This window comes from Nocardia sp. NPDC127526, from assembly GCF_042672265.1.
In the GTDB taxonomy this organism is placed as follows: domain Bacteria; phylum Actinomycetota; class Actinomycetes; order Mycobacteriales; family Mycobacteriaceae; genus Nocardia.
Genome location: NZ_JBHXVO010000018.1, coordinates 106,122 through 124,552, shown reverse-complemented (window position 1 = coordinate 124,552; position 18,431 = coordinate 106,122). Strand labels below are relative to the sequence as shown.

General features: G+C 68.2%; 15 protein-coding genes and 1 riboswitch. Of the genes, 7 read left to right on the top strand and 8 right to left on the bottom strand.

Annotated elements, in window-relative coordinates; all coding sequences use genetic code 11:
* Positions 1–40 precede the first annotated feature (40 nt).
* Positions 41–787 (bottom strand): DivIVA domain-containing protein, encoded by a 747-nt coding sequence (locus ACFVIV_RS25810; RefSeq protein ID WP_379200514.1) that lies wholly within the window; start codon positions 785–787, stop codon positions 41–43.
* Positions 788–1,221: 434 nt separating this feature from the next.
* Between ACFVIV_RS25810 and ACFVIV_RS25805 the strand changes: the two genes are divergently transcribed.
* Both ACFVIV_RS25805 and ACFVIV_RS25800 read left to right on the top strand, forming a co-directional pair.
* Complete coding sequence (locus tag ACFVIV_RS25805; RefSeq protein WP_379200512.1) at positions 1,222–1,800, top strand: GtrA family protein; 579 nt, start codon at positions 1,222–1,224, stop codon at positions 1,798–1,800.
* A 580-nt stretch (positions 1,801–2,380) separates the two neighbouring features.
* Positions 2,381–3,214 (top strand): hypothetical protein, encoded by an 834-nt coding sequence (locus tag ACFVIV_RS25800; protein WP_379200510.1) that lies wholly within the window; start codon positions 2,381–2,383, stop codon positions 3,212–3,214.
* Between the two features lie 222 nt (positions 3,215–3,436).
* Here the strand turns inward: ACFVIV_RS25800 and coaD are convergent, their stop codons facing one another.
* Positions 3,437–3,922, bottom strand: a complete 486-nt coding sequence (gene coaD / locus ACFVIV_RS25795) for a pantetheine-phosphate adenylyltransferase (RefSeq protein WP_379200508.1) — start codon at positions 3,920–3,922, stop codon at positions 3,437–3,439.
* Between the two features lie 137 nt (positions 3,923–4,059).
* Here coaD and ACFVIV_RS25790 point away from each other — a divergent pair, with 137 nt between their 5' ends.
* Positions 4,060–4,527: a PaaI family thioesterase gene (locus tag ACFVIV_RS25790; RefSeq protein WP_379200507.1), complete on the top strand. Its 468-nt coding sequence runs from the start codon at positions 4,060–4,062 to the stop codon at positions 4,525–4,527.
* 63 nt (positions 4,528–4,590) lie between these two features.
* Here the strand turns inward: ACFVIV_RS25790 and rsmD are convergent, their stop codons facing one another.
* Both rsmD and ACFVIV_RS25780 read right to left on the bottom strand, forming a co-directional pair.
* Positions 4,591–5,229, bottom strand: coding sequence for a 16S rRNA (guanine(966)-N(2))-methyltransferase RsmD (gene rsmD, locus ACFVIV_RS25785; protein WP_379200505.1), 639 nt, complete (start codon positions 5,227–5,229; stop codon positions 4,591–4,593).
* Entirely contained in the window at positions 5,226–8,630 is a 3,405-nt protein-coding gene (locus ACFVIV_RS25780; RefSeq protein WP_379200503.1) for a pyruvate carboxylase, read from the bottom strand. Before ACFVIV_RS25780 ends, rsmD begins: the two co-directional genes overlap by 4 nt.
* Positions 8,631–8,855: 225 nt before the next feature.
* A riboswitch (cobalamin riboswitch) is annotated at positions 8,856–9,059 on the top strand.
* A gap of 97 nt (positions 9,060–9,156) precedes the next feature.
* Between ACFVIV_RS25780 and metE the strand changes: the two genes are divergently transcribed.
* A complete protein-coding gene (gene metE, locus ACFVIV_RS25775; protein WP_379200501.1) occupies positions 9,157–11,466 on the top strand; it encodes a 5-methyltetrahydropteroyltriglutamate--homocysteine S-methyltransferase in 2,310 nt (769 codons plus the stop codon).
* A 64-nt stretch (positions 11,467–11,530) separates the two neighbouring features.
* Here metE and ACFVIV_RS25770 read toward each other — a convergent pair whose 3' ends face one another.
* The 3 genes from ACFVIV_RS25770 to prpB all read right to left on the bottom strand — a co-directional run bounded on the left by ACFVIV_RS25770 (position 11,531) and on the right by prpB (position 14,308).
* Positions 11,531–12,121: a hypothetical protein gene (locus tag ACFVIV_RS25770; RefSeq protein WP_379200499.1), complete on the bottom strand. Its 591-nt coding sequence runs from the start codon at positions 12,119–12,121 to the stop codon at positions 11,531–11,533.
* Positions 12,122–12,270: 149 nt separating this feature from the next.
* Positions 12,271–13,407: a bifunctional 2-methylcitrate synthase/citrate synthase gene (locus ACFVIV_RS25765; RefSeq protein WP_379200497.1), complete on the bottom strand. Its 1,137-nt coding sequence runs from the start codon at positions 13,405–13,407 to the stop codon at positions 12,271–12,273.
* Between the two features lie 4 nt (positions 13,408–13,411).
* A complete protein-coding gene (gene prpB, locus ACFVIV_RS25760) occupies positions 13,412–14,308 on the bottom strand; it encodes a methylisocitrate lyase (protein WP_379200575.1) in 897 nt (298 codons plus the stop codon).
* Between the two features lie 38 nt (positions 14,309–14,346).
* Here prpB and ACFVIV_RS25755 point away from each other — a divergent pair, with 38 nt between their 5' ends.
* Positions 14,347–14,526 (top strand): DUF1737 domain-containing protein, encoded by a 180-nt coding sequence (locus tag ACFVIV_RS25755; RefSeq protein ID WP_379200495.1) that lies wholly within the window; start codon positions 14,347–14,349, stop codon positions 14,524–14,526.
* Between the two features lie 5 nt (positions 14,527–14,531).
* Here the strand turns inward: ACFVIV_RS25755 and prpD are convergent, their stop codons facing one another.
* Positions 14,532–16,043 carry a 2-methylcitrate dehydratase PrpD gene (prpD, locus tag ACFVIV_RS25750; protein ID WP_379200493.1) on the bottom strand — a complete coding sequence of 504 codons (1,512 nt, stop codon included), beginning with the start codon at positions 16,041–16,043 and terminating at the stop codon, positions 14,532–14,534.
* A gap of 153 nt (positions 16,044–16,196) precedes the next feature.
* Between prpD and ACFVIV_RS25745 the strand changes: the two genes are divergently transcribed.
* Positions 16,197–16,709: a GNAT family N-acetyltransferase gene (locus tag ACFVIV_RS25745; RefSeq protein ID WP_379200491.1), complete on the top strand. Its 513-nt coding sequence runs from the start codon at positions 16,197–16,199 to the stop codon at positions 16,707–16,709.
* Between the two features lie 287 nt (positions 16,710–16,996).
* On the top strand, positions 16,997–18,418 hold the full coding sequence (locus ACFVIV_RS25740; protein WP_379200490.1) for a short-chain fatty acyl-CoA regulator family protein: 1,422 nt from the start codon (positions 16,997–16,999) through the stop codon (positions 18,416–18,418).
* Positions 18,419–18,431: the final 13 nt, after the last annotated feature.

Below are 18,431 nucleotides of genomic sequence, written 5' to 3'. Positions count from 1 at the left end.
GTCCGAACCCAAACCGTGTCCGAGACAGGTGACGCGGTTACTACCGGCGGAACTCGGCCGCATAATCCGGCACGCTCGTACCGGTACGCACCTGGTGACGGCCGCGGCCGATAATGCGCAGCGTGCTCTGCAGGGTCTCCTCGAAGTCGGCCAGCTTGCCGTCGACGTAGTCGTCGCATTCGCTGCGCAGGCGATCGGAGTCGGCCTGGGCGGTGTCGATGAGCCGGGCGCTCTCGACGTGCGCGGCGCGGACCACCTCGGTCTGCGAGACCAGGCGCTCCTGCTCGGCCTTGCCCTCGGCCACGGACCGGTCGTAGGAGGCCTGCCCGGCGGCGATCATGCGATCGGATTCGGTGCGGGCGCGGCCGGTGACGGCCTCGTACTCCTTGTTGCCGTCGGCGACCACGCGTTCGGCCTCCGCCTCGGCCGAGGCGACCAGGTGCTCGGCGTGCGCGCGGGCCTCGGCCACCATGCGATCGGCGTGCGCCTTGGCGTCGGCGAGAATGCGGTCGGCTTCGTCCCGCGCGCCGGTGACGGTCTGATGCGCCTGCTCGTTGGCGCCGGTGACGGTCGCCTCGGCGCCGGTCCGGGCATCGTTGACGATCTTGTCGCGGTGATCCAGCACGTCCTGGGCGTCGTCGAGTTCGCCGGGCAGCGCCTCGCGGACGTCGTCGAGCAGTTCGAGCACCTCGCCGCGCGGCACGATGCAATTACGGGTCGGGGGGATGCCCCGCGCCTCTTCGATGATGGCCACGAGTTCGTCGAGTGCTTCGAATACCCGGTACATACAGCTACCCCATTCTCCTGCCTGGACTCACGGCGAGACACTCCGCTTGTTGGCCAGTGTGCCTGCCGGGGGGCTGTCAAGCGTGGACGGTAACGGCGTGTCGGGCACTGTTTCGCACACCACAAAAGCAAGTGGAGGAAACGCCTCCAGTTGGTGTTACCTTTGATTGGCAAGAAGGTGTTGGGCCGAGGCAGCGGAGCCTCCTCGGGTTGACAGTTCGATTTGTTCAGTCAATACTGAACAAGCAGTACGAACTGCAACACTTGGCCGAAAAGGCCCAACGTGTTCAGGCGAGCCGCAGTGCCGAGCAGTCGGGCACACGGTGTCAGGTTTCGTGTCAGCGCTTTGTCAGAGAGCTGTAAGCGGTGCCGGACATCGTGGGTTCAACCGCCGGACAACGGCACGCAGAACACGACGTAGGAATGGGAAAGACAATGGCTGTCCTCGATATCCCCCAGCAGGGCGTTTCGCCCCTCCCGGTCCTGGTCAACACCTATGCCTATGGCGCTGAAGCATTGCGCGCCGCCAGCACGGAAGCGCTGCGGGCCGCCGGCGCCGACGCGCTGCGCACCGCCGGGACCCGCTGGGCCGGACAGCTCGGCGTCTGGCTGCGCGGCGAGAACGCCTTCGCCCAGCTCATTCGCTTCGCCGGAGTCGGCGGGCTCAGCAATATCAGCTACCTGCTGCTCTTCCTGGCGCTGTCCGGCAGCGGACCCCTCATGGCCAATCTGGCCGGCTCGGTGGTCAGCACCGCGCTGGCCAATGAACTGCACCGGCGGCTGACCTTCCACGCCGGCGAGCGGGTCACCTGGTTCACCGCGCAGCTCGAGGGCGGCGGACTGGCGCTGGCCGGGCTGGCCATCACCTCGGCGGCGCTGGCCATCCTGGAGACCAATGCGCCCGGGCTCGGCGATGTGATGCAGGCGCTCGCGGTGCTGGCGATCACCGCCATCGTGGGCGGGATGCGGTTCATCAGCCTGCGGCTGTGGGTGTTCCGCGCACCGGCCAACTGAGCATCCGAATATCCGGCAACCGAAACCTCGCACTCCCCCGGCCGAAACGCCGGTACGAGTGCGAGGTTTCGTCATTTCCGGGATCGGCTGGAACCTGCCGGGGTCGACGCTGCGTCAAAACCAGCATCGACCAACGAAAGGGTTCCGACCATGGAGCGATCACGGGGATGTCTTGGGGGACGGCGGGATACGCGCGGGCCCGGACCGCAGCGGCCGCCGGGGCGGGTGCACCGGGGCTGCGTGCGGTACAGCTGGCGGCGGGGACGGCCGCGGCCGGACGGGGAATGAGCCGCGGGGACAGGCAATGACACGACATTGTGCGACAAGAGGTTTGGCGCGGAGGCTACTCGAAGGGTGCGGCGCTCCCAACTCGGATCCTCCGAGGACGTGCGCTCCCAGCACGAGCGCTTCCAGCATGTGCGCTCCGAGCACAGGTGCTCCTGGCACGGGCACCCTCGGCACCTGCGCTCAGGGCACCGGCGGGCTCGGCACCTGCGCTCGAGGCACCGGCGGGCTCGGCACCTGCGCTCGAGGCACCAGCGGGCTCGGCACTTGCGCTCCGGTTATAGACGGGCTCGGATTGCGGGAGCGGCACCGGCTGCTGATCGAGGCGTTGCTGCCGGAGTTGGCCGATGGGTCGGTGGTGAGTCATCAATCGGCGGCCGTGCTGTACGGGACGACGCTGTGGCGGGTGCCGCTGGACCGGGTGTGCGTCACCCGGAATCGGCGGGGCGGCGGGCGGATCAGGCCGCACACCAAAGTGTTCGGGTCACCGCTGGATTCGGCGGCGGAGGTGGACGGGCTGCTGGTCACCACGCCGGCGCGCACGGTGGTGGATCTGGCGCTCACCCTGCCGTTCGATGCGGCGGTGGTGGCGGGTGATGCGCTGGCGGGCAGGTTCGGGCTCACCGCCGGCGAGCTGGCAGAGGAGGTCGCGCGGGCCAAGTTCCGGCATGGGATCGCCCGGGCCAAGCATGCGGTGAGCTTTCTGGATGGTCGCAGCCGGAGCGCGGGCGAATCGTTGAGCCGCATCATGATTCGGCGATGCGGCCTGCCCGCGCCCGCGACCCAGGGCACTGTGCTCACACCCGACGGGCGTTTCGTCGACCGGGCCGACTTCTACTACGAGAACGCGGGCGTCGTCTGCCAATTCGACGGCCCGTTCCGCTATGGACGGCTGCTGCGGCACGGCGGCGATCCGGCCGAGGCCGTACACCGCGAGCAGGCTCACGAAACTCACCTGCGCGCCTTGGGATTCCAGGTGGTGCGCTGGACCTGGAACGATCTCAGTGGCGACGAGGCCGGGCGGCGGCTACGCGCCGCCCTGACCCGAGGCCGCCGCAGCTCGCCTGACGGGCGGATCGAGCCCACACCCGCGATCGAACCACGCCGCATCCCAGCGCATCCGCTATGACAGCGAACCCGAACCTACGCGCGCGCGAGCACCAATCGCGAAGTTCATATCCGCGCCCGAGCACGATCGGAACGTGCATGGGCGCGCAGGCATTATTCGCGGCGGTACGCAGGCATCGTTCGCGGTTGAGCGCAGGCATCGTTCGCGGTTGAGCGCAGGCATCGTTCGCGGTTGAGCGCAGGCATCGTTCGCGGTTGAGCGGGGGCGCGAAACGCGCCCCGCTCAGGCGCGGCGTTCGGCGATGCGGTCGAGCAGGCGTTTGTGGACCGACGGGGGCAGGAGGTCGGAGATGTCGCCGCCGTAGGCGGCGACCTCCTTCACCAGGGAGCTCGAGACGAATCCGAAGGCGGGATTCGTTGCGATGAAGAAGGTGTCGACGCCGGTGAGCTTGCGGTTCATCTGCGCCATCTGCAGTTCGTAGCCGAAGTCGGTGGCATCGCGCAGGCCCTTGATGATGGCGGTCAGGCCCTGTTCCTTGGCGAATTCCACCAGTAGGCCCTGCCAGGACTCGACGCGCACAGTGGGCAGATCCGAGGTGACCTCCCGGATCATCTCGACGCGCTCCTCGATGGTGAACATGCCCTTCTTGTTGGGGTTGATCACCACCGTCACGACGACTTCGTCGAACTGCACGGCAGCCCGCCGGATCACATCGAGATGCCCATTGGTCACCGGGTCGAACGAGCCCGGACACAGTGCTCCAGCCATGGGCGAACGGTAGCAAGGCACGGCCGCGCCGAGACACATCGGGCGGCCGCCGCACGGTCCGCGCCGTATGCGCGGCAAGGGCTGTCACCCGGCTGACGTATCTTCGGTACCGAAGCCGTTCTTGATCATCGGAGAGAATGTTGAGCGTCGAAGCCGATCTTGACCTGATGCGCACGCTGTCCGGCGCCGAATTCATCAACCTGTTCGGCAAGGGCAAGTTCCCGCAGTTCAGCACCGTCGACGACCATCTCGGCCAAACCGTGGTCACCGCCGAGCCCGGCCGCGTCGAACTGGCCTGGACCCCCACCGAAAAGCTCTGCAATCCCGGCGGCATGATCCACGGCGGCTACGTCGCCATGATCCTCGACAATGCCGTCTGCTTCGCCTCCGCCAGCACCCTCGACCGCTTCATCCCCCAACTCACCCTCAACCTGAACATCGACTACCTGCGCCCCGTGGCCCCGGGCCAGACCTACACCGTGATCGGCACCAACGCCCACGGCGGCCGCACCCGCCTGGTCTCCAATGCCACCATCGTCGATTCCCGGGGCAAACTCCTCGCGCAGGCCGGCGGCAGCACCCTCCCGAACCCCGCGTTCAAGTAGCCCGGGGCACGGGGCCGGCAGCCGTACCCCAGCCGTCGCGAGGTACCGGAACCCCTGCGGCCCTTACTCCTCCGGCTCGTACTCCGCCAGATCGATGCGGGTTTCACCGTAGGTGCGCGGCTTCAACGGCGAATATCCTGCGGGCCAGTCCAATTCGGGTGACCGCGTCGACCGCTCGACGACGATGAGCGCACCGTCGTGCAACCATCCCCCCTCGACGAGCGCCCGCAGATCAGCGAGCACCTCCGCGATATCGAGCGCATACGGCGGATCCGAGAACACCAGGTCGTAGGGCCCACCGGCGGGCGCTGCCGCACGCCCCACCGCAACGGCCTCGGGCGCGACCCGGGACGCACGCCCTGCGGCCGACGTGACCGCCGCCCGCCCGAGCACCCCCGCCACGCTGCCCATCCGCAACTCCGCACCGGGCAGCCCGAGATCCCCGATATTGCCGCGAACAACGGCCGCGGCCTTCCGATCGGACTCCACCAGCAAGGCGTGAGAAGCCCCGCGCGACAAGGCTTCCAGCCCCAGCGCACCGGACCCCGCATACAGATCGAGCACCCGCGCCCCATCCAGATCCATGCGCGCCATGATCACGCTGAACAGCGCCTCACGGACCCGATCCGACGTCGGCCGCGTCCCTGCGGGCGGGACCCGCAGGCGGCGACCGCCCGCGGTTCCCGCCACGATGCGGGTCATTCGGCCGCGGCCTCGTTGGTGCGGATTTCGATGAGGAGGTCGCCGCCTTCCACCTGTTGGACCTTGCCGATGGCGATGCGCTTGACCAGGCCGGCTCGGGGAGCGGTGATGGCGGCTTCCATCTTCATCGCTTCGATGGTGCCGATGGTGTCGCCCGCGGCGATCGAATCGCCTTCGGAGACAGCCAAGGTGACCACACCCGCGAACGGGGCCGCGATGTGGCCGGGATTGGTCTTGTCGGCCTTCTCCGCGGTGGGCACTTCGCTCGCGATGGAGCGATCGCGCACGGTGATGGGACGGAGTTGGCCGTTGAGAATGCACATGACCGTGCGCATGCCGCGCTCGTCGGGCTCGGAGATGGCTTCCAGGCCGATGAGGAGGGTGACGCCCTTCTCCAGTTGGACGCGGTGTTCTTCGTCGTGGCGGAGGCCGTAGAAGAACTGGTTGGCCGACAGGCCGGTGGTGTCGCCGTACTTTTCGCGGTGGGCGAGGAATTCGGCGGTGGGACCGGGGAACAGCAGGCGGTTGAGGGTGGCGCGGCGCTCGGCGGAGGTGCCGGACAGGCCCGCTTCATCCTCGGCGGTGAGCTGGGTTTCCGGCTTGGCGGGGCCGCGGCCGGCGAGGGCGCGGCTGCGGAAGGGCTCGGGCCAGCCGCCGGCGGGGGTGCCGAGTTCGCCGCGCAGGAAGCCGATGACGGAGTCCGGGATGTCGTAGCGGCCGGGATCGGCGGCGAAGTCCTCGACGTCGACGCCGGTGCCGACCAGGGCGAGAGCGAGGTCGCCGACGACCTTGGAGGACGGGGTGACCTTGACCAGGCGGCCCAGCAGACGGTCCGCGGCAGCGTATTTCGATTCGACTTCTTCGAACTGGTCACCCAGGCCGAGAGCGATGGCCTGCTGGCGCAGGTTCGACAGCTGCCCGCCGGGGATCTCGTGGTGGTACACGCGGCCGGTCGGGCCGGGCAGACCGGATTCGAAGGGGCCGTAGACCTTTCGCAGCGCCTCCCAGTAGGGCTCCAGATCGCAGACATTCTGCAGGTTCAAGCCGGTGTCGTACGGCGAATTCGCTGCCGCGGCAACGATTGCCGACAGCGCGGGCTGAGACGTGGTGCCCGCCATGGGAGCCGAGGCGCCGTCGACGGCGTCGGCTCCGGCCTGCCAGGCGGCCAGGTAGGTGGCCAGCTGACCGCCGGGGGTGTCGTGGGTGTGCACGTGCACCGGCAGATCGAAGTTCGCACGCAGCGCGGTGACCAGCGTGTGCGCGGCGGGCGCGCGCAGCAGGCCCGCCATGTCCTTGATGCCGATGACGTGCGCCCCGGCCTCGACGATCTGCTCGGCGAGCTTGAGGTAGTAGTCGAGGGTGTAGAGGTTCTCGTTCGGATTCGACAGGTCGCCGGTGTAGCTCATGGCGACTTCCGCCACCGCGGTGCCGGTTTCGCGCACGGCGTCGATGGCGGGCCGCATCTGGTCGACATTGTTGAGCGCGTCGAAGATGCGGAAGATGTCGATGCCGGTGGCGGTGGCCTCGGAAACGAATGCGCGCGTGACCTTTTCCGGATACGGCGTGTAGCCGACGGTATTGCGGCCGCGCAGCAGCATCTGCAGGTTGATGTTCGGGACGGCCTCGCGCAGCGCGGCCAGCCGCTCCCACGGATCCTCGAACAGGAAGCGCAGCGCCACGTCATAGGTTGCGCCGCCCCAGCATTCGATGGACAGCAGTTCCGGCGTCAGCCGCGCCACATGCCCGGCCACATCGAGCAGGCCATTGGTGCGCACCCGGGTGGCCAGCAGCGACTGGTGCGCGTCACGGAAGGTGGTGTCGGTGACCGCCACTCCCTCGCGATTGCGCAGCCACTGGGCGAAGCCCTCCGGTCCCAGCTCCAAGAGCTTCTGCCGAGACCCGGCCGGCGGCGGCACGGTGGTGTCGATGGCGGGCAGTTTGTCGTGCGGATACAGCTTGGTCGGCCGGCTGCCGTGCGGCTTGTTCACCGTCACGTCGGCCAGGTACTGCAGGATCTTGGTGCCGCGGTCGGCCGAGCTCTTCAGCGTGAGCAGCTGCGGCCGCTCGTCGATGAACGAGGTGGTGACCCTGCCCGCCCGGAAATCCGGATCGTCCAGCACCGCCAGCAGGAACGGAATATTGGTCGTCACGCCGCGAATACGGAATTCGGCCACGGCCCGGCGCGCCCGCGCGATGGCGGTCTGGAAGTCGCGCCCGCGGCAGGTCAGCTTGACCAGCATGGAGTCGAAGTAGGCCCCGACCTCCGCGCCGACATTCGCGCCGCCGTCCAGGCGCACGCCCGCGCCGCCCGGCGACCGGTAGCCGGTGATGCGGCCGGTGTCGGGCCGGAAGCCATTGGCCGGATCCTCGGTGGTGATGCGGCATTGCAGGGCCGCGCCCCGGATGGTGATCGAATCCTGGCTCAGGCCAAGGTCTTCCAGCCGCTCCCCGGCGGCGATGCGCATCTGCGCCTGCACCAGGTCCACATCGGTGATCTCCTCGGTCACCGTGTGCTCCACCTGGATTCGCGGATTCATCTCGATGAACACGTGATTGCCGCGCTCGTCGAGCAGGAACTCCACGGTGCCCGCGCAGCTGTAGCCAATCTCCTCGGCGAAGGCCACCGCATCGGCGCAGATCCGGTCGCGCAGTGCGGGATCCAGATTCGGCGCGGGCGCGAGCTCGATGACCTTCTGATGCCGCCGCTGCAGCGAGCAGTCGCGCTCGAACAGGTGGATGACATTGCCGTGCTGGTCGGCGAGGATCTGCACCTCGATATGGCGGGGGTTGACCACCGCCTGCTCCAGGAACACCGTCGGATCGCCGAACGCCGATTCGGCCTCGCGCGCGGCGGCCTCGATGGCCTCGCGCAACTGGGCCCGATCGGTCACCCGGCGCATACCGCGCCCGCCGCCGCCGGCGACGGCCTTGACGAAGACGGGGAAGTCCATGGTCTCCGACGCCGCCATGAGCGCGTCCACATCCGAGGACGGCTCGGAGGACTTCAGCACCGGCAACCCGGCGGCCTTGGCGGCGGCAATGGCCCGCGCCTTGTTGCCCGTCAGCTCCAGCACCTGCGCGGACGGGCCGACGAAGGTGATGCCCTCCCGCGCGCACGCCGCCGCCAGGTCCGGATTCTCGGACAGGAACCCGTAACCCGGGTACACGGCGTCGGCGCCCGCGCTCTTGGCCGCCTCGATGATCCCCTCGACCGACAGATAGGCCCGCACCGGATGCCCGGGCGTCCCGATCTGGTAGGCCTCGTCCGCCTTCAACCGATGAACGGAGTTGCGGTCCTCGTAGGGAAAGACCGCCACCGTTCCGATGCCGAGTTCGTAGGCCGCGCGGAAGGCGCGAATGGCGATCTCGCCGCGGTTGGCGACCAGGACTTTGGAGAACATGCGCCTTAAGGTACCTGCCCCGCGATATCGATCGGGCATCGAACTCACTTCGCAGTCATCTTCACAAGCACACCCGCCGGTCCTGCGAAGTTGTCATTCGCAAAGCTACACACCTCACCCCGTCGCCGCCGGTCGGGTGAGGTTCGGTTTCGAAACCGCGCTAGCTAAGGAATAGACTGCGCAGCGCAGTCGGTTCGCACTGTGGGAGACGAGTCGGAGCCCCGAACGTCCCACGGCAGCGTCGAAACCCGTTAACCGACGGGTGAAGAGGGAACCCGGTGAGAATCCGGGACTGTCCCGCAGCGGTGAGCAGGAACGACCGCCGTCATCAGCACTGGGCTCCATGGCCCGGGAAGCGACGGCCAGTAGGTCGGCCATTTCGGCCGGTGCCCGCGAGTCCGAAGACCTGCCGATTGTGCCGGGTACGCCGTATCCGGCGGTCTCCGCCTCGTGGACTGGGTGGATGGGCCGGTAGTGGTTTCCGCATGCTCGCGTGAGCGTGTATTCGGGGCACTCGGGTTCATTCATGCCCGTGGGCGGCGGCCAGTGGCTCTGGAAGCACTGGAGAACAGCTGTGACCAACATTTCCCCTTTCACCGCAACGGTTCTGGGCTCACCGCGGATCGGGCCGCGGCGTGAGCTGAAGCGCGCCATCGAGTCCTACTGGGCGGGACGCAGCGATGCCGAGGCATTGCACGCCGTCGCCAAGGAACTCCGCATCGCTCAGCTCACCGGACTGGCCGCGGCCGGAATGGATTCGGTGCCGGTGGGCACCTTCTCGTACTACGACCAGATACTGGACACCGCGGTCATGTTCGGCGCGCTGCCGCCGCGGGTGGCCGGTATCGCGGATCCGCTGGATCGGTACTTCGCGGCGGCCCGCGGCACCGATGCGGTCGAACCGCTGGAGATGACCAAGTGGTTCGACACCAACTACCACTACCTGGTGCCGGAATTCGGTGCGGATACCGAGTTCACGCTGCATCCGGACAAGCTCCTCGACGAGCTGCGGGAGGCGCTGGCGCTCGGCGTGCCCGCGCGGCCGGTGGTGATCGGCCCGCTGACCTTCCTGAAGCTGGCCAAGGACGCCGAGGGTGATCCGCTGCGGCGGATCGACGCGCTGCTGCCGCTGTACCGGGAATTGCTGCGGCAGCTGGCCGCGGCGGGCGCTCAGTGGGTGCAGATCGACGAGCCGGTGCTGGTGACCGATCTCACCGAGGCCGAGCTCGCGGTGGCCGGGCGGGTGTACGACGAGCTGTCGGCCTCGGCGGATCGGCCCGCGATTCTGGTCGCCACCTATTTCGGGCGGCCGGGTGCGGCGCTGCCGGTGCTGGCGGGCACCGCCATCGAGGGCGTGGCGCTGGACTTCACCGCCGGGACGACGGTCGGCGAGGTGGCCGGGGTGCCGGCGCTGGCCGGGAAGCTGGTGGTGGCGGGTGTCGTGGACGGCCGCAATGTGTGGCGCACCGATCTGGATCGGGCGCTGAGCACGCTGGGCACCCTGCTCGGCAGCACCGGGGCGCTGGTGGTCTCGACCTCCAGTTCGCTGCTGCACGTGCCGTATTCGCTCGACGCCGAATCCGGTATCGAACCGGTGCTGCGCTCCTGGCTGGCCTTCGGCGCGGAGAAGGTGGCCGAGGTGCGGCTGCTGGCCACCGCGCTGCACGAGGGCACCGACGCCATCACCGCCGAATTGGCTACCGCCCGTGCGGCGTTCGCGTCCCGGGCCGCTGACCCGCGGCTGCGCGACGACACGGTGCGGGCGCGCCTGTCGGCGCTCGGCCCGGAGGCCACCCGCCGCTCCCCCGCCGCGGAACGCCGTGTGCTGCAACAGGAACGCCTGCCGCTGCCGCTGCTGCCGACCACCACCATCGGCTCCTACCCGCAGACCCCCGCCATCCGCAAGGACCGCGCGGCCCTGGTCAAGGGTGAGATCACCGCCGCGCAATACCGCGACCGCATGCGCGCCGAGATCGCCGAAGTCATTGCGCTGCAGGAGAAGCTGGGCATCGACGTGCTGGTGCACGGCGAACCGGAACGCAATGACATGGTGCAGTACTTCGCCGAACAATTGGACGGCTTCTGCGCCACCGCCAATGGCTGGGTGCAGTCCTACGGCACCCGCTGCGTCCGCCCGCCGATCCTGTTCGGCGATGTGACGCGGCAGCAGCCGATGACGGTCGAGTGGATCGAATACGCCCAATCCCTCACCGACAAGCCGGTCAAGGGCATGCTCACCGGCCCGGTCACCATCCTGGCCTGGTCGTTCGTGCGCGACGACCAGCCGATCGAGGACACCGCCCGGCAGGTGGCGCTGGCCATCCGCGACGAGACGGTGGACCTGCAGGCGGCGGGTATCCGCATCATCCAGGTGGACGAACCGGCCCTGCGCGAGCTGCTGCCGCTGCGCGCGGAAGCCGAACAGCACTACCTGGATTGGGCGGTCGCGGCCTTCCGTTTGTCCACGGCGGGCGTATCGGATGCCACCCAGATCCACACCCACCTCTGCTATTCGGAGTTCGGCGAGGTGATCGGCGCCATCGCCGAGCTGGATGCGGACGTCACCTCCATCGAGGCGGCCCGCTCGCACATGGAGGTGCTCGACGACCTCAATGCGGCGGGCTTCGCGCTCGGCGTGGGCCCGGGTGTCTACGACATCCACTCCCCGCGGGTTCCGGCCGTCGAGGAGATCGCCACATCCCTGCGTGAGGCCCTGAAAGCGGTTCCGGCCGAACGTCTCTGGGTCAATCCGGACTGCGGTTTGAAGACCCGCGGACCGGCCGAGGTGGAAGAATCCTTGCGGAACATGGTGACGGCCGCACACGCGGTGCGCTGAACGAGCACCGTACTCTGAACCGGTGACCCCGCAGCCAATCGGCCGCGGGGTCGCCGCATTCCGTTCACCACCCGCACACTCCGAGCATCGCCCCGCACAGGTCGTACAGCCAGCGGCACAGCTCGCAAATCAGCAGCGGACCGCAGGGGCAGGACACGACGATTCCCACCACGAGATATTGGATCCACGGCACAGTCCACAACCGCAGCAGGGCCCCTGCCGCCCAGGCGGTCCTCGGGTAACGTCCGGCACCGCCTACCGGAGCGAGACGCACCCCGAGGCTGTAGCCGTACCAGTGCCGGCGCGGGACCAGGATCAGAAGCGGGCCGCCGTAGTACTCCACGCGCAGTCGGTCGTTGTCCAGCGGCAGGGTTTCATGGAGAAGAAAGGACTCGTACGGCAGACGAAGTTCACGCCGGGCCCGCCTGCGGAACCGCGGGCTCAACAAGAGCAGGTGGCTCGATTCCTCGAAGGGACAATCATCCGAGGTGACAAGGAGAAAGCCTGCGTCGCAACAATACTGGGCCTCGATCAGATGGCCCGGGACCCAGATGCCGGTGTCCTGCAATCGCCAATACAGCCGACTCCGCGGCAGCCGCCGGTCATCCTCTCCCCCCACCCGCTCTCCGAGTGCGAAGCCCGAGATCGCCCTCATATCCCGACGCTAGCGGCGAAACCCCCGAACCTCGATGCTACCTGCGGGTATGCGACGAGCCTCACTGGCATGGTGGAAGAGTCGGTCAGCTCTCGCTCATGCGGCGGAGGATTTCGGTTCCGGCGCGCTCCATGGCGGAGTCGAAGACATCAGGCGACGCCGCGCAGCGACCGCGGTGGGACGCCGGTGTATTCCGACAGCGGGCGAATGAGGGCGTTGGATTGGGATTGCTCGATGATGTGGGCGGTCCAGCCGGTAATGCGGCTCATGACGAAAATCGGTGTGAACATGTCGATGTCGAAGCCCATGAGGTAGTAGGCGGGGCCTGCCGGGAAGTCCAGATTCGGCTTGATGCCGTTGGCCTGGGCCATGGTGGCTTCGAGTTCGTCGTACATGCGCAGCCATTCGGCGCCGCCGGTCAGTTCGGCGATATCGTCGAGGGCGGCTTTCATGGTGGGGACGCGGGAGTCGCCGTCCTTGTAGACGCGGTGGCCGAAGCCCATCACCTTCTGTTTGCGGGACAGCCTGTCTTGCAACCATTCCCGTGCCCGTTCGGGCTTGCCGATCTCCAGCATCATGTGCATGACGGCCTCGTTGGCGCCGCCGTGCAGCGGGCCCTTGAGAGCGCCGATGGCCGCCGTGACCGCGCTGTACATATCGGATTCGGTGGAGGTGACGACGCGGGCGGCGAAGGTGGAGGCATTGAAGCTGTGCTCGGCGTACAGGATCAGCGAGGTTTCGAAGGCTCGCACCAGGCGCGGATCCAAGTGGTGGGTGCCGGGACCGGCCTCACCGAAGCACATGTAGAGGAAGTTCTCGGCAAAACCGCGATTCGGATCGGGGAGGAGGGGATCCAGGCCGCGGCGGCGGCGCATATCGGCGGCGATGACCGTGGGCAGGACCGCGGTCATGCGCAATGCCTTGGCCAGCAGTTCATCCCGGCTGCGCCCGCGGTCCTCGAGAGGGTCCTCGGCGCCCAGGTAGCTGACCACGGTGCGGACGACGTCCATGGGATGGCAGGTCTCGGGCAGGCGGTCGATGAGGGCCAGCAGGGAGCGATCGGCGCGGCGCAGGGCGCGTTCGCGTTCGGTCAGGGCGCGCAGTTCGGCCGCATCGGGCAGTTCGCCGTGCCACAGCAGGTGGGCGACCTCCTCGAAACGGCAGTGCCGGGCCAGATCCTGCACGGCATAGCCGCGGTAGGTCAGGGTGCTGGTCTCGGGCACCACCTTCGAGATGGCGGTGGTGTCGACCACCACCCCGGCGAGGCCCTTCTTGATCTCGGTCATCAGCTCACTCGCTCACGGTGAAATTGAAAATGTCGGAATCGAATTCGTTGTAGCGGGAGTACTCGAGCAGCTCGTAGAGGCGGGCGCGGTGCTGCATGCGGTCCACGAGCGCGGATTGGGTTCCGGTGGCGGCGATCTCACGCAGGCCGGACTCGACGGCGAACATGGCCAGGCGCAGCGTGGTCACCGGGTAGATGACCGCATTGACGCCGAGGCTCTCCAGCTCGGTCGCCGAGAGCAGCTCGGACTTGCCGAACTCGGTCATATTCGCGAGCAGCGGGATATCCACGGCCGCACGGAACTTCGCGAACTCACCGGCATCGGCCAGGGCCTCGGTGAAGATGAGGTCCGCGCCCGCGTCGGCATACGCCTTGGCCCGGTCGATGGCGGCGTCGAGCCCCTCGGCGCCGCGGGCATCGGTGCGGGCGCAGACGACGAAGCCCGGATCGCGCCGCGCGGACACCGCCGCGCGCAAGCGCCGCACCATATCCGCCACGGGGACAACGGCTTTGCCGTCCAGGTGCCCGCAGCGCTTCGGATTGACCTGATCCTCGATGTGGCAGCCCGCCAGCCCGGCGTCCTCGAGCATGGTCACGGTGCGGGCGGCATTCATGGGCTCGCCGAATCCGGTATCGGCGTCGATGAGCACCGGCAGGTCGGTGACTCTGGCGATCCGACGGCCGCGCTCGACCACCTCGGTGAGCGTGGTCAGCCCGATATCCGGCAGCGCCAGCTCGGCCGAGACGACCGCGCCGGAGACGTAGACGCCCTCGAAGCCGATCTCCTGAATCAGCTTGGCCACCAATGGATTGAAAGCGCCGGGGAACCGCTGAATGCGCCCGCTGGTCAATCCCGCGCGGAAGGCCGCGCGCTTGTCCGCCGCCGTGGTCGTGGCGGCCATGAGCCCGGTCACCGCGACCACCGTCCTAGGCTTGCGGTATGACCGATCAACCGCTGCGCTACCGCCTCATTACCGGACCGGACGATGCGAGGTTCTGTGAACGCATCAGCAAACTGCTCGACGAGGGCTATCGGCTGTACGGGTCGCCGGCCATGACCTACAACGGGACGACCGTGATCGCCGCGCAGGCGTTGATCCTCGATACACCGGAACACTGAGGTAGTCATCGGAAAATCCCTTCGGGAGTCACGGGCGCGGCGGCCAGCACCGCGTCGGACACGGTGAACGTGAGCTGTTCCAGCTCACCGGCTTTCAGCTCGGGCGTGCGCTGGGCCACGTCGAGGAAGCGATCCTGCTCGGCCGGTTCCAGCACGCCCTCGGCGAGGACGCGGAACTTCTCGAGGTACTGCGCGCGACCGAACGGCCGGGCGCCCAGCGGATGCGCGTCGGCCACCGCCAGCTCGTCGACAATGGTCTCCCCACTGGCCAGGGTGACCACGGCGCGGCAGCCGAAGGCCTTCTCGGCCGGATCGGCGGAGTGGTAGCGGCGCGTCCACTCCGGATCCTCGACGGTGCTGATCTTGCGCCACAGTTCGACGGTGTCCGGTCGCTGCGCGCGCTCGGGCGCATAGGACCGCTCGTGATGCCAGGCGCCGTCCTGCAGCGCGACCGCGAAGATGTAGGGCACCGAATGGTCGAGGGTTTCGCGGCTGGCGTGCGGGTCGTATTTCTGCGGATCGCCCGAGCCGCTGCCGATCACCACATGGGTGTGATGGCTGGTGTGCAGGACGATCGAGGCGATTTGTCCGAGATCACCGATCCGGTCGCGCATGCGCCGCGCCAGGTCGATCGGGGCCTGACTCTGGTATTCGGCCGAATGCTCCTTGGTGTAGCTGTCCAGAATCCCCCGCTTGGCCTCGCCCGGACCGGGCAGCGGCACCTGGTACTCGGCGTCGAATCCGCCCAGCAGCCAGGCGATCACGCCGTCCGCGCCCTCCCAGATGGGCGCGGGCGCACCCTCGCCGCGCATGGCGCGATCCACCGCCTCGACCGCCATCTTCCCGGCGAAGGCGGGCGCGAACGCCTTCCAGCTGGAGATCTCACCCTTGCGGGACTGCCGGGTCGCGGTCGTGGTGTGCAACGCCTGCCCGACAGCCTGGTAGATCGTGTCCGCATCGAGCCCGAGCAGCGTGCCGATGCCCGCGGCGGCCGACGGTCCGAGGTGGGCGACGTGGTCGATCTTGTGCTCGTGCAGGCAGATCGCGCGCACCAGGTCGATCTGGATCTCGTAGCCGGTGGCCAGCCCGCGAATCAGCTCCGCGCCGCTGCGGCCGGTGTGCTGTGCGACGGCCAGGATGGGCGGGATATTGTCGCCGGGATGCGAGTACTCCGCCGCCAGGAAGGTGTCGTGGAAATCGAGTTCGCGCACGGCCACGCCATTGGCCCAGGCCGCCCATTCCGGTGAGAACCGCTGCGCCCCGGGCAATCCGAACACCGTGGCGCCGGGCGTGTACGGGTGCGCCCGCGCCTGCCGCCGCGCGGTGGTCACCGGCCGCCGCAGCACCGATGCAGCCGCCACGGCGGCATTGTCGATGATCCGGTTGACGATCATCTCCTCGACGTCGGCGGGCACGGCCACCGGATCCACGGCCACCTGGGCGATGCGGGCGGCGAGGTGTTCCTCCCTCGGGAACTGTTCCGCTGCGGAGCGGGCGCGCACTGGATAGGTCTTCATATTTCCGACGCTACGCAGGCCACCGACCTGGGAAAACGCCTCGCATCAGCGAATTTCGGCGAGCGAATCCCGTGGCAACTGCGAAGTCGCGAACAACCGCGGCGGCCGGGAAACCCGGCAGGGGCCTGGACACCGGATCGGTAGTGTCGCGCTATGCCCGAATTGATCGCGCCCACCGCAGACCTGCATGCCGCGTGGCTGGCGGCGCATCGGGAATGGGGTCCCGGCCTGCACGAGGACGGGTTCGGGCTGCGACCCGCCGACGAGGTCGACTCATTTGCCGGGTTCACCGCGTGGATAAACCGGCTGACCGAGGACGCGCGGTCGGCGGTGTGCACCTACCGCTGGATTGCCGACGGCGAGCAGGTGCTCGGCGGCATCGCGCTGCGGCACGGCTTCGGCGATTTCGTGCGGCACGCCGGGCATATCGGATACGGCATCCGGCCGTCCGCGCGCCGGCGCGGGCTGGCCACCTGGGCGCTGGGGCGGATGCTCGGCGAGGCCCGGGCGCTCGGCATGGCCGAGGTGCTGATCGTCTGCGCGGACGAGAACGTCGCCTCGGCGCGGACGATCGAGCGCCACGGCGGCAGCCTGGAAAGCATTCTGGACTCCGAATACGGTGTGGTGCGGCGCTATTGGATCGAACTCGGCGAGCAGCCGGGCTGAGATTCAGGAACCGGACATGGTCGGCCATTTCCGGTCGGCGAACTCCAAGTTCATCTGCTTCTGGGTTGAGACGCCCGGTTCCTGGGTATGTTCCCGTTGCGGTTCGAGCCCGCCGCTCGTCGGGGCCGCGTACGATGGGGACCCGCAAAAGGACCCGCCCCACGTCTCGAATTCGCATGCTACGCAGACGCGCCTCGACCGCGAAAACGCTCGCAGAATCACCGGAATACGGGCGAGTCCCGTCATAATGCGATGTTTGCGAAGCAGTATGGGTACCATCTCGCACTGTGCGCAAGATGTATGCGGGGGCCCGACTACGACGGTTGCGCGAGGAACGCCGGATGACCCAGGCGGCCTTGGCCAAATCCCTGGACCTGTCCCCCAGCTATCTCAACCAGCTCGAGCGTGATCAGCGGCCGCTGACGATCCCGGTGCTGTTGAAATTGAACTCCACCTTCGATCTCGACGTGCAGTTCTTCGCCGCCGACTCCGACGCCCGGCTGGTGTCGGATCTGCACGAGATCCTGGTCGAAGCCGCGGGCGGCAATGCCGCACCCGTCGCCGAGGTCGAGGATCTGGCGACGCGCATGCCCGAGGTCGCGAAAATCGTTGTGGCCATGCACCGCCGACTACGTGCGGCGACCGACCAGTTGGATCTTTTGTCCTCGAAGGTCGCCACCCCCACCGGCGCACCCGGCGTGCCTATGCCCTACGAGGACGTCCGCGACTTCTTCTACGACCATCACAACCACATCGCCCAGCTGGACCTCGCGGCGGAGCGGCTCTTCGATGACTGCGGACTCGCCATCGGCTCGCTCGACCGCCAGCTCGCCCGCGTGGCCGAGGAACGCGCCGGGGTGACCGTGCTGGTCCGTGGCGACGGCGCCGACCCGAATGTGCCCAAGCGCCACTACGAACCGGAAACCCGCACCCTCACCCTGGCCCGTCGCCTGCGCCCGGGCCAGCGCGCCTTCCAGATCGCCACCACCCTCGCCTTCCTGCTGCACGGCAACCTGCTCGACGAGGTCCTCGACGAAACCCCCTCCCTGAGCGGCGAATCCCGCACGCTGGCGCGGATCGGCCTGGCCAACTACTTCGCGGGGGCGCTCATCCTCCCCTACGGCAAATTCCTGCGGTCGGCCGAAGAGCTACGCTACGACATCGACCTGCTATCCCTACGTTTCGAAGTGGGTTTCGAAACCGTCTGCCACCGGCTCTCCACCCTGCAACGCCAAGGCCAGCGCGGCGTTCCCTTCTTCCTCATACGCACCGATCGCGCCGGCAATATCTCGAAACGCCAGTCCGCCACCGCCTTCCACTTCTCCCGCGTCGGCGGCAGCTGCCCGCTGTGGGTCGTCCACGAGGCCTTCGCCCATCCGGGCCGCATGCTCACCCAGATAGCGTCCATGCCCGACGGCCGCCGCTACCTCTGGATCGCCCGCACCACCACGCCCACCCCCACCGGATTCGGCACCGCCGGCAAGGAATTCGCCATCGGCCTGGGCTGCGATATCGAATACGCCGACCGCCTCGTCTACTCCAAGGGCCTGCAACTCGACGACCCCGCCGCCGCCATCCCCATCGGCGCGGGCTGCAAGGTCTGCGAGCGCCCCAACTGCCCGCAACGCGCCTTCCCGCAGATCGGCCGGCCGCTGGCGATCGCCGAGAACACCAGTACAGACCTGCCTTACCCGCGTATCCCCCGCTGAACAGGCTCGCAAC

What these genes read in the sequence shown, in the direction of transcription:
- prpD (WP_379200493.1), bottom strand. Translation starts at nt 16,043, where the DNA reads ATGAAGACCTATCCAGTGCGCGCCCGCTCCGCAGCGGAACAGTTCCCG.
- coaD (WP_379200508.1), bottom strand. Translation starts at nt 3,922, where the DNA reads ATGGCTGGAGCACTGTGTCCGGGCTCGTTCGACCCGGTGACCAATGGG.
- rsmD (WP_379200505.1), bottom strand. Translation starts at nt 5,229, where the DNA reads ATGACCCGCATCGTGGCGGGAACCGCGGGCGGTCGCCGCCTGCGGGTC.
- ACFVIV_RS25805 (WP_379200512.1), top strand. Translation starts at nt 1,222, where the DNA reads ATGGCTGTCCTCGATATCCCCCAGCAGGGCGTTTCGCCCCTCCCGGTC.
- ACFVIV_RS25780 (WP_379200503.1), bottom strand. Translation starts at nt 8,630, where the DNA reads ATGTTCTCCAAAGTCCTGGTCGCCAACCGCGGCGAGATCGCCATTCGC.
- prpB (WP_379200575.1), bottom strand. Translation starts at nt 14,308, where the DNA reads ATGGCCGCCACGACCACGGCGGCGGACAAGCGCGCGGCCTTCCGCGCG.
- ACFVIV_RS25790 (WP_379200507.1), top strand. Translation starts at nt 4,060, where the DNA reads ATGTTGAGCGTCGAAGCCGATCTTGACCTGATGCGCACGCTGTCCGGC.
- ACFVIV_RS25765 (WP_379200497.1), bottom strand. Translation starts at nt 13,407, where the DNA reads ATGACCGAGATCAAGAAGGGCCTCGCCGGGGTGGTGGTCGACACCACC.
- ACFVIV_RS25755 (WP_379200495.1), top strand. Translation starts at nt 14,347, where the DNA reads ATGACCGATCAACCGCTGCGCTACCGCCTCATTACCGGACCGGACGAT.
- ACFVIV_RS25810 (WP_379200514.1), bottom strand. Translation starts at nt 787, where the DNA reads ATGTACCGGGTATTCGAAGCACTCGACGAACTCGTGGCCATCATCGAA.
- ACFVIV_RS25770 (WP_379200499.1), bottom strand. Translation starts at nt 12,121, where the DNA reads ATGAGGGCGATCTCGGGCTTCGCACTCGGAGAGCGGGTGGGGGGAGAG.
- ACFVIV_RS25745 (WP_379200491.1), top strand. Translation starts at nt 16,197, where the DNA reads ATGCCCGAATTGATCGCGCCCACCGCAGACCTGCATGCCGCGTGGCTG.
- metE (WP_379200501.1), top strand. Translation starts at nt 9,157, where the DNA reads ATGCCCGTGGGCGGCGGCCAGTGGCTCTGGAAGCACTGGAGAACAGCT.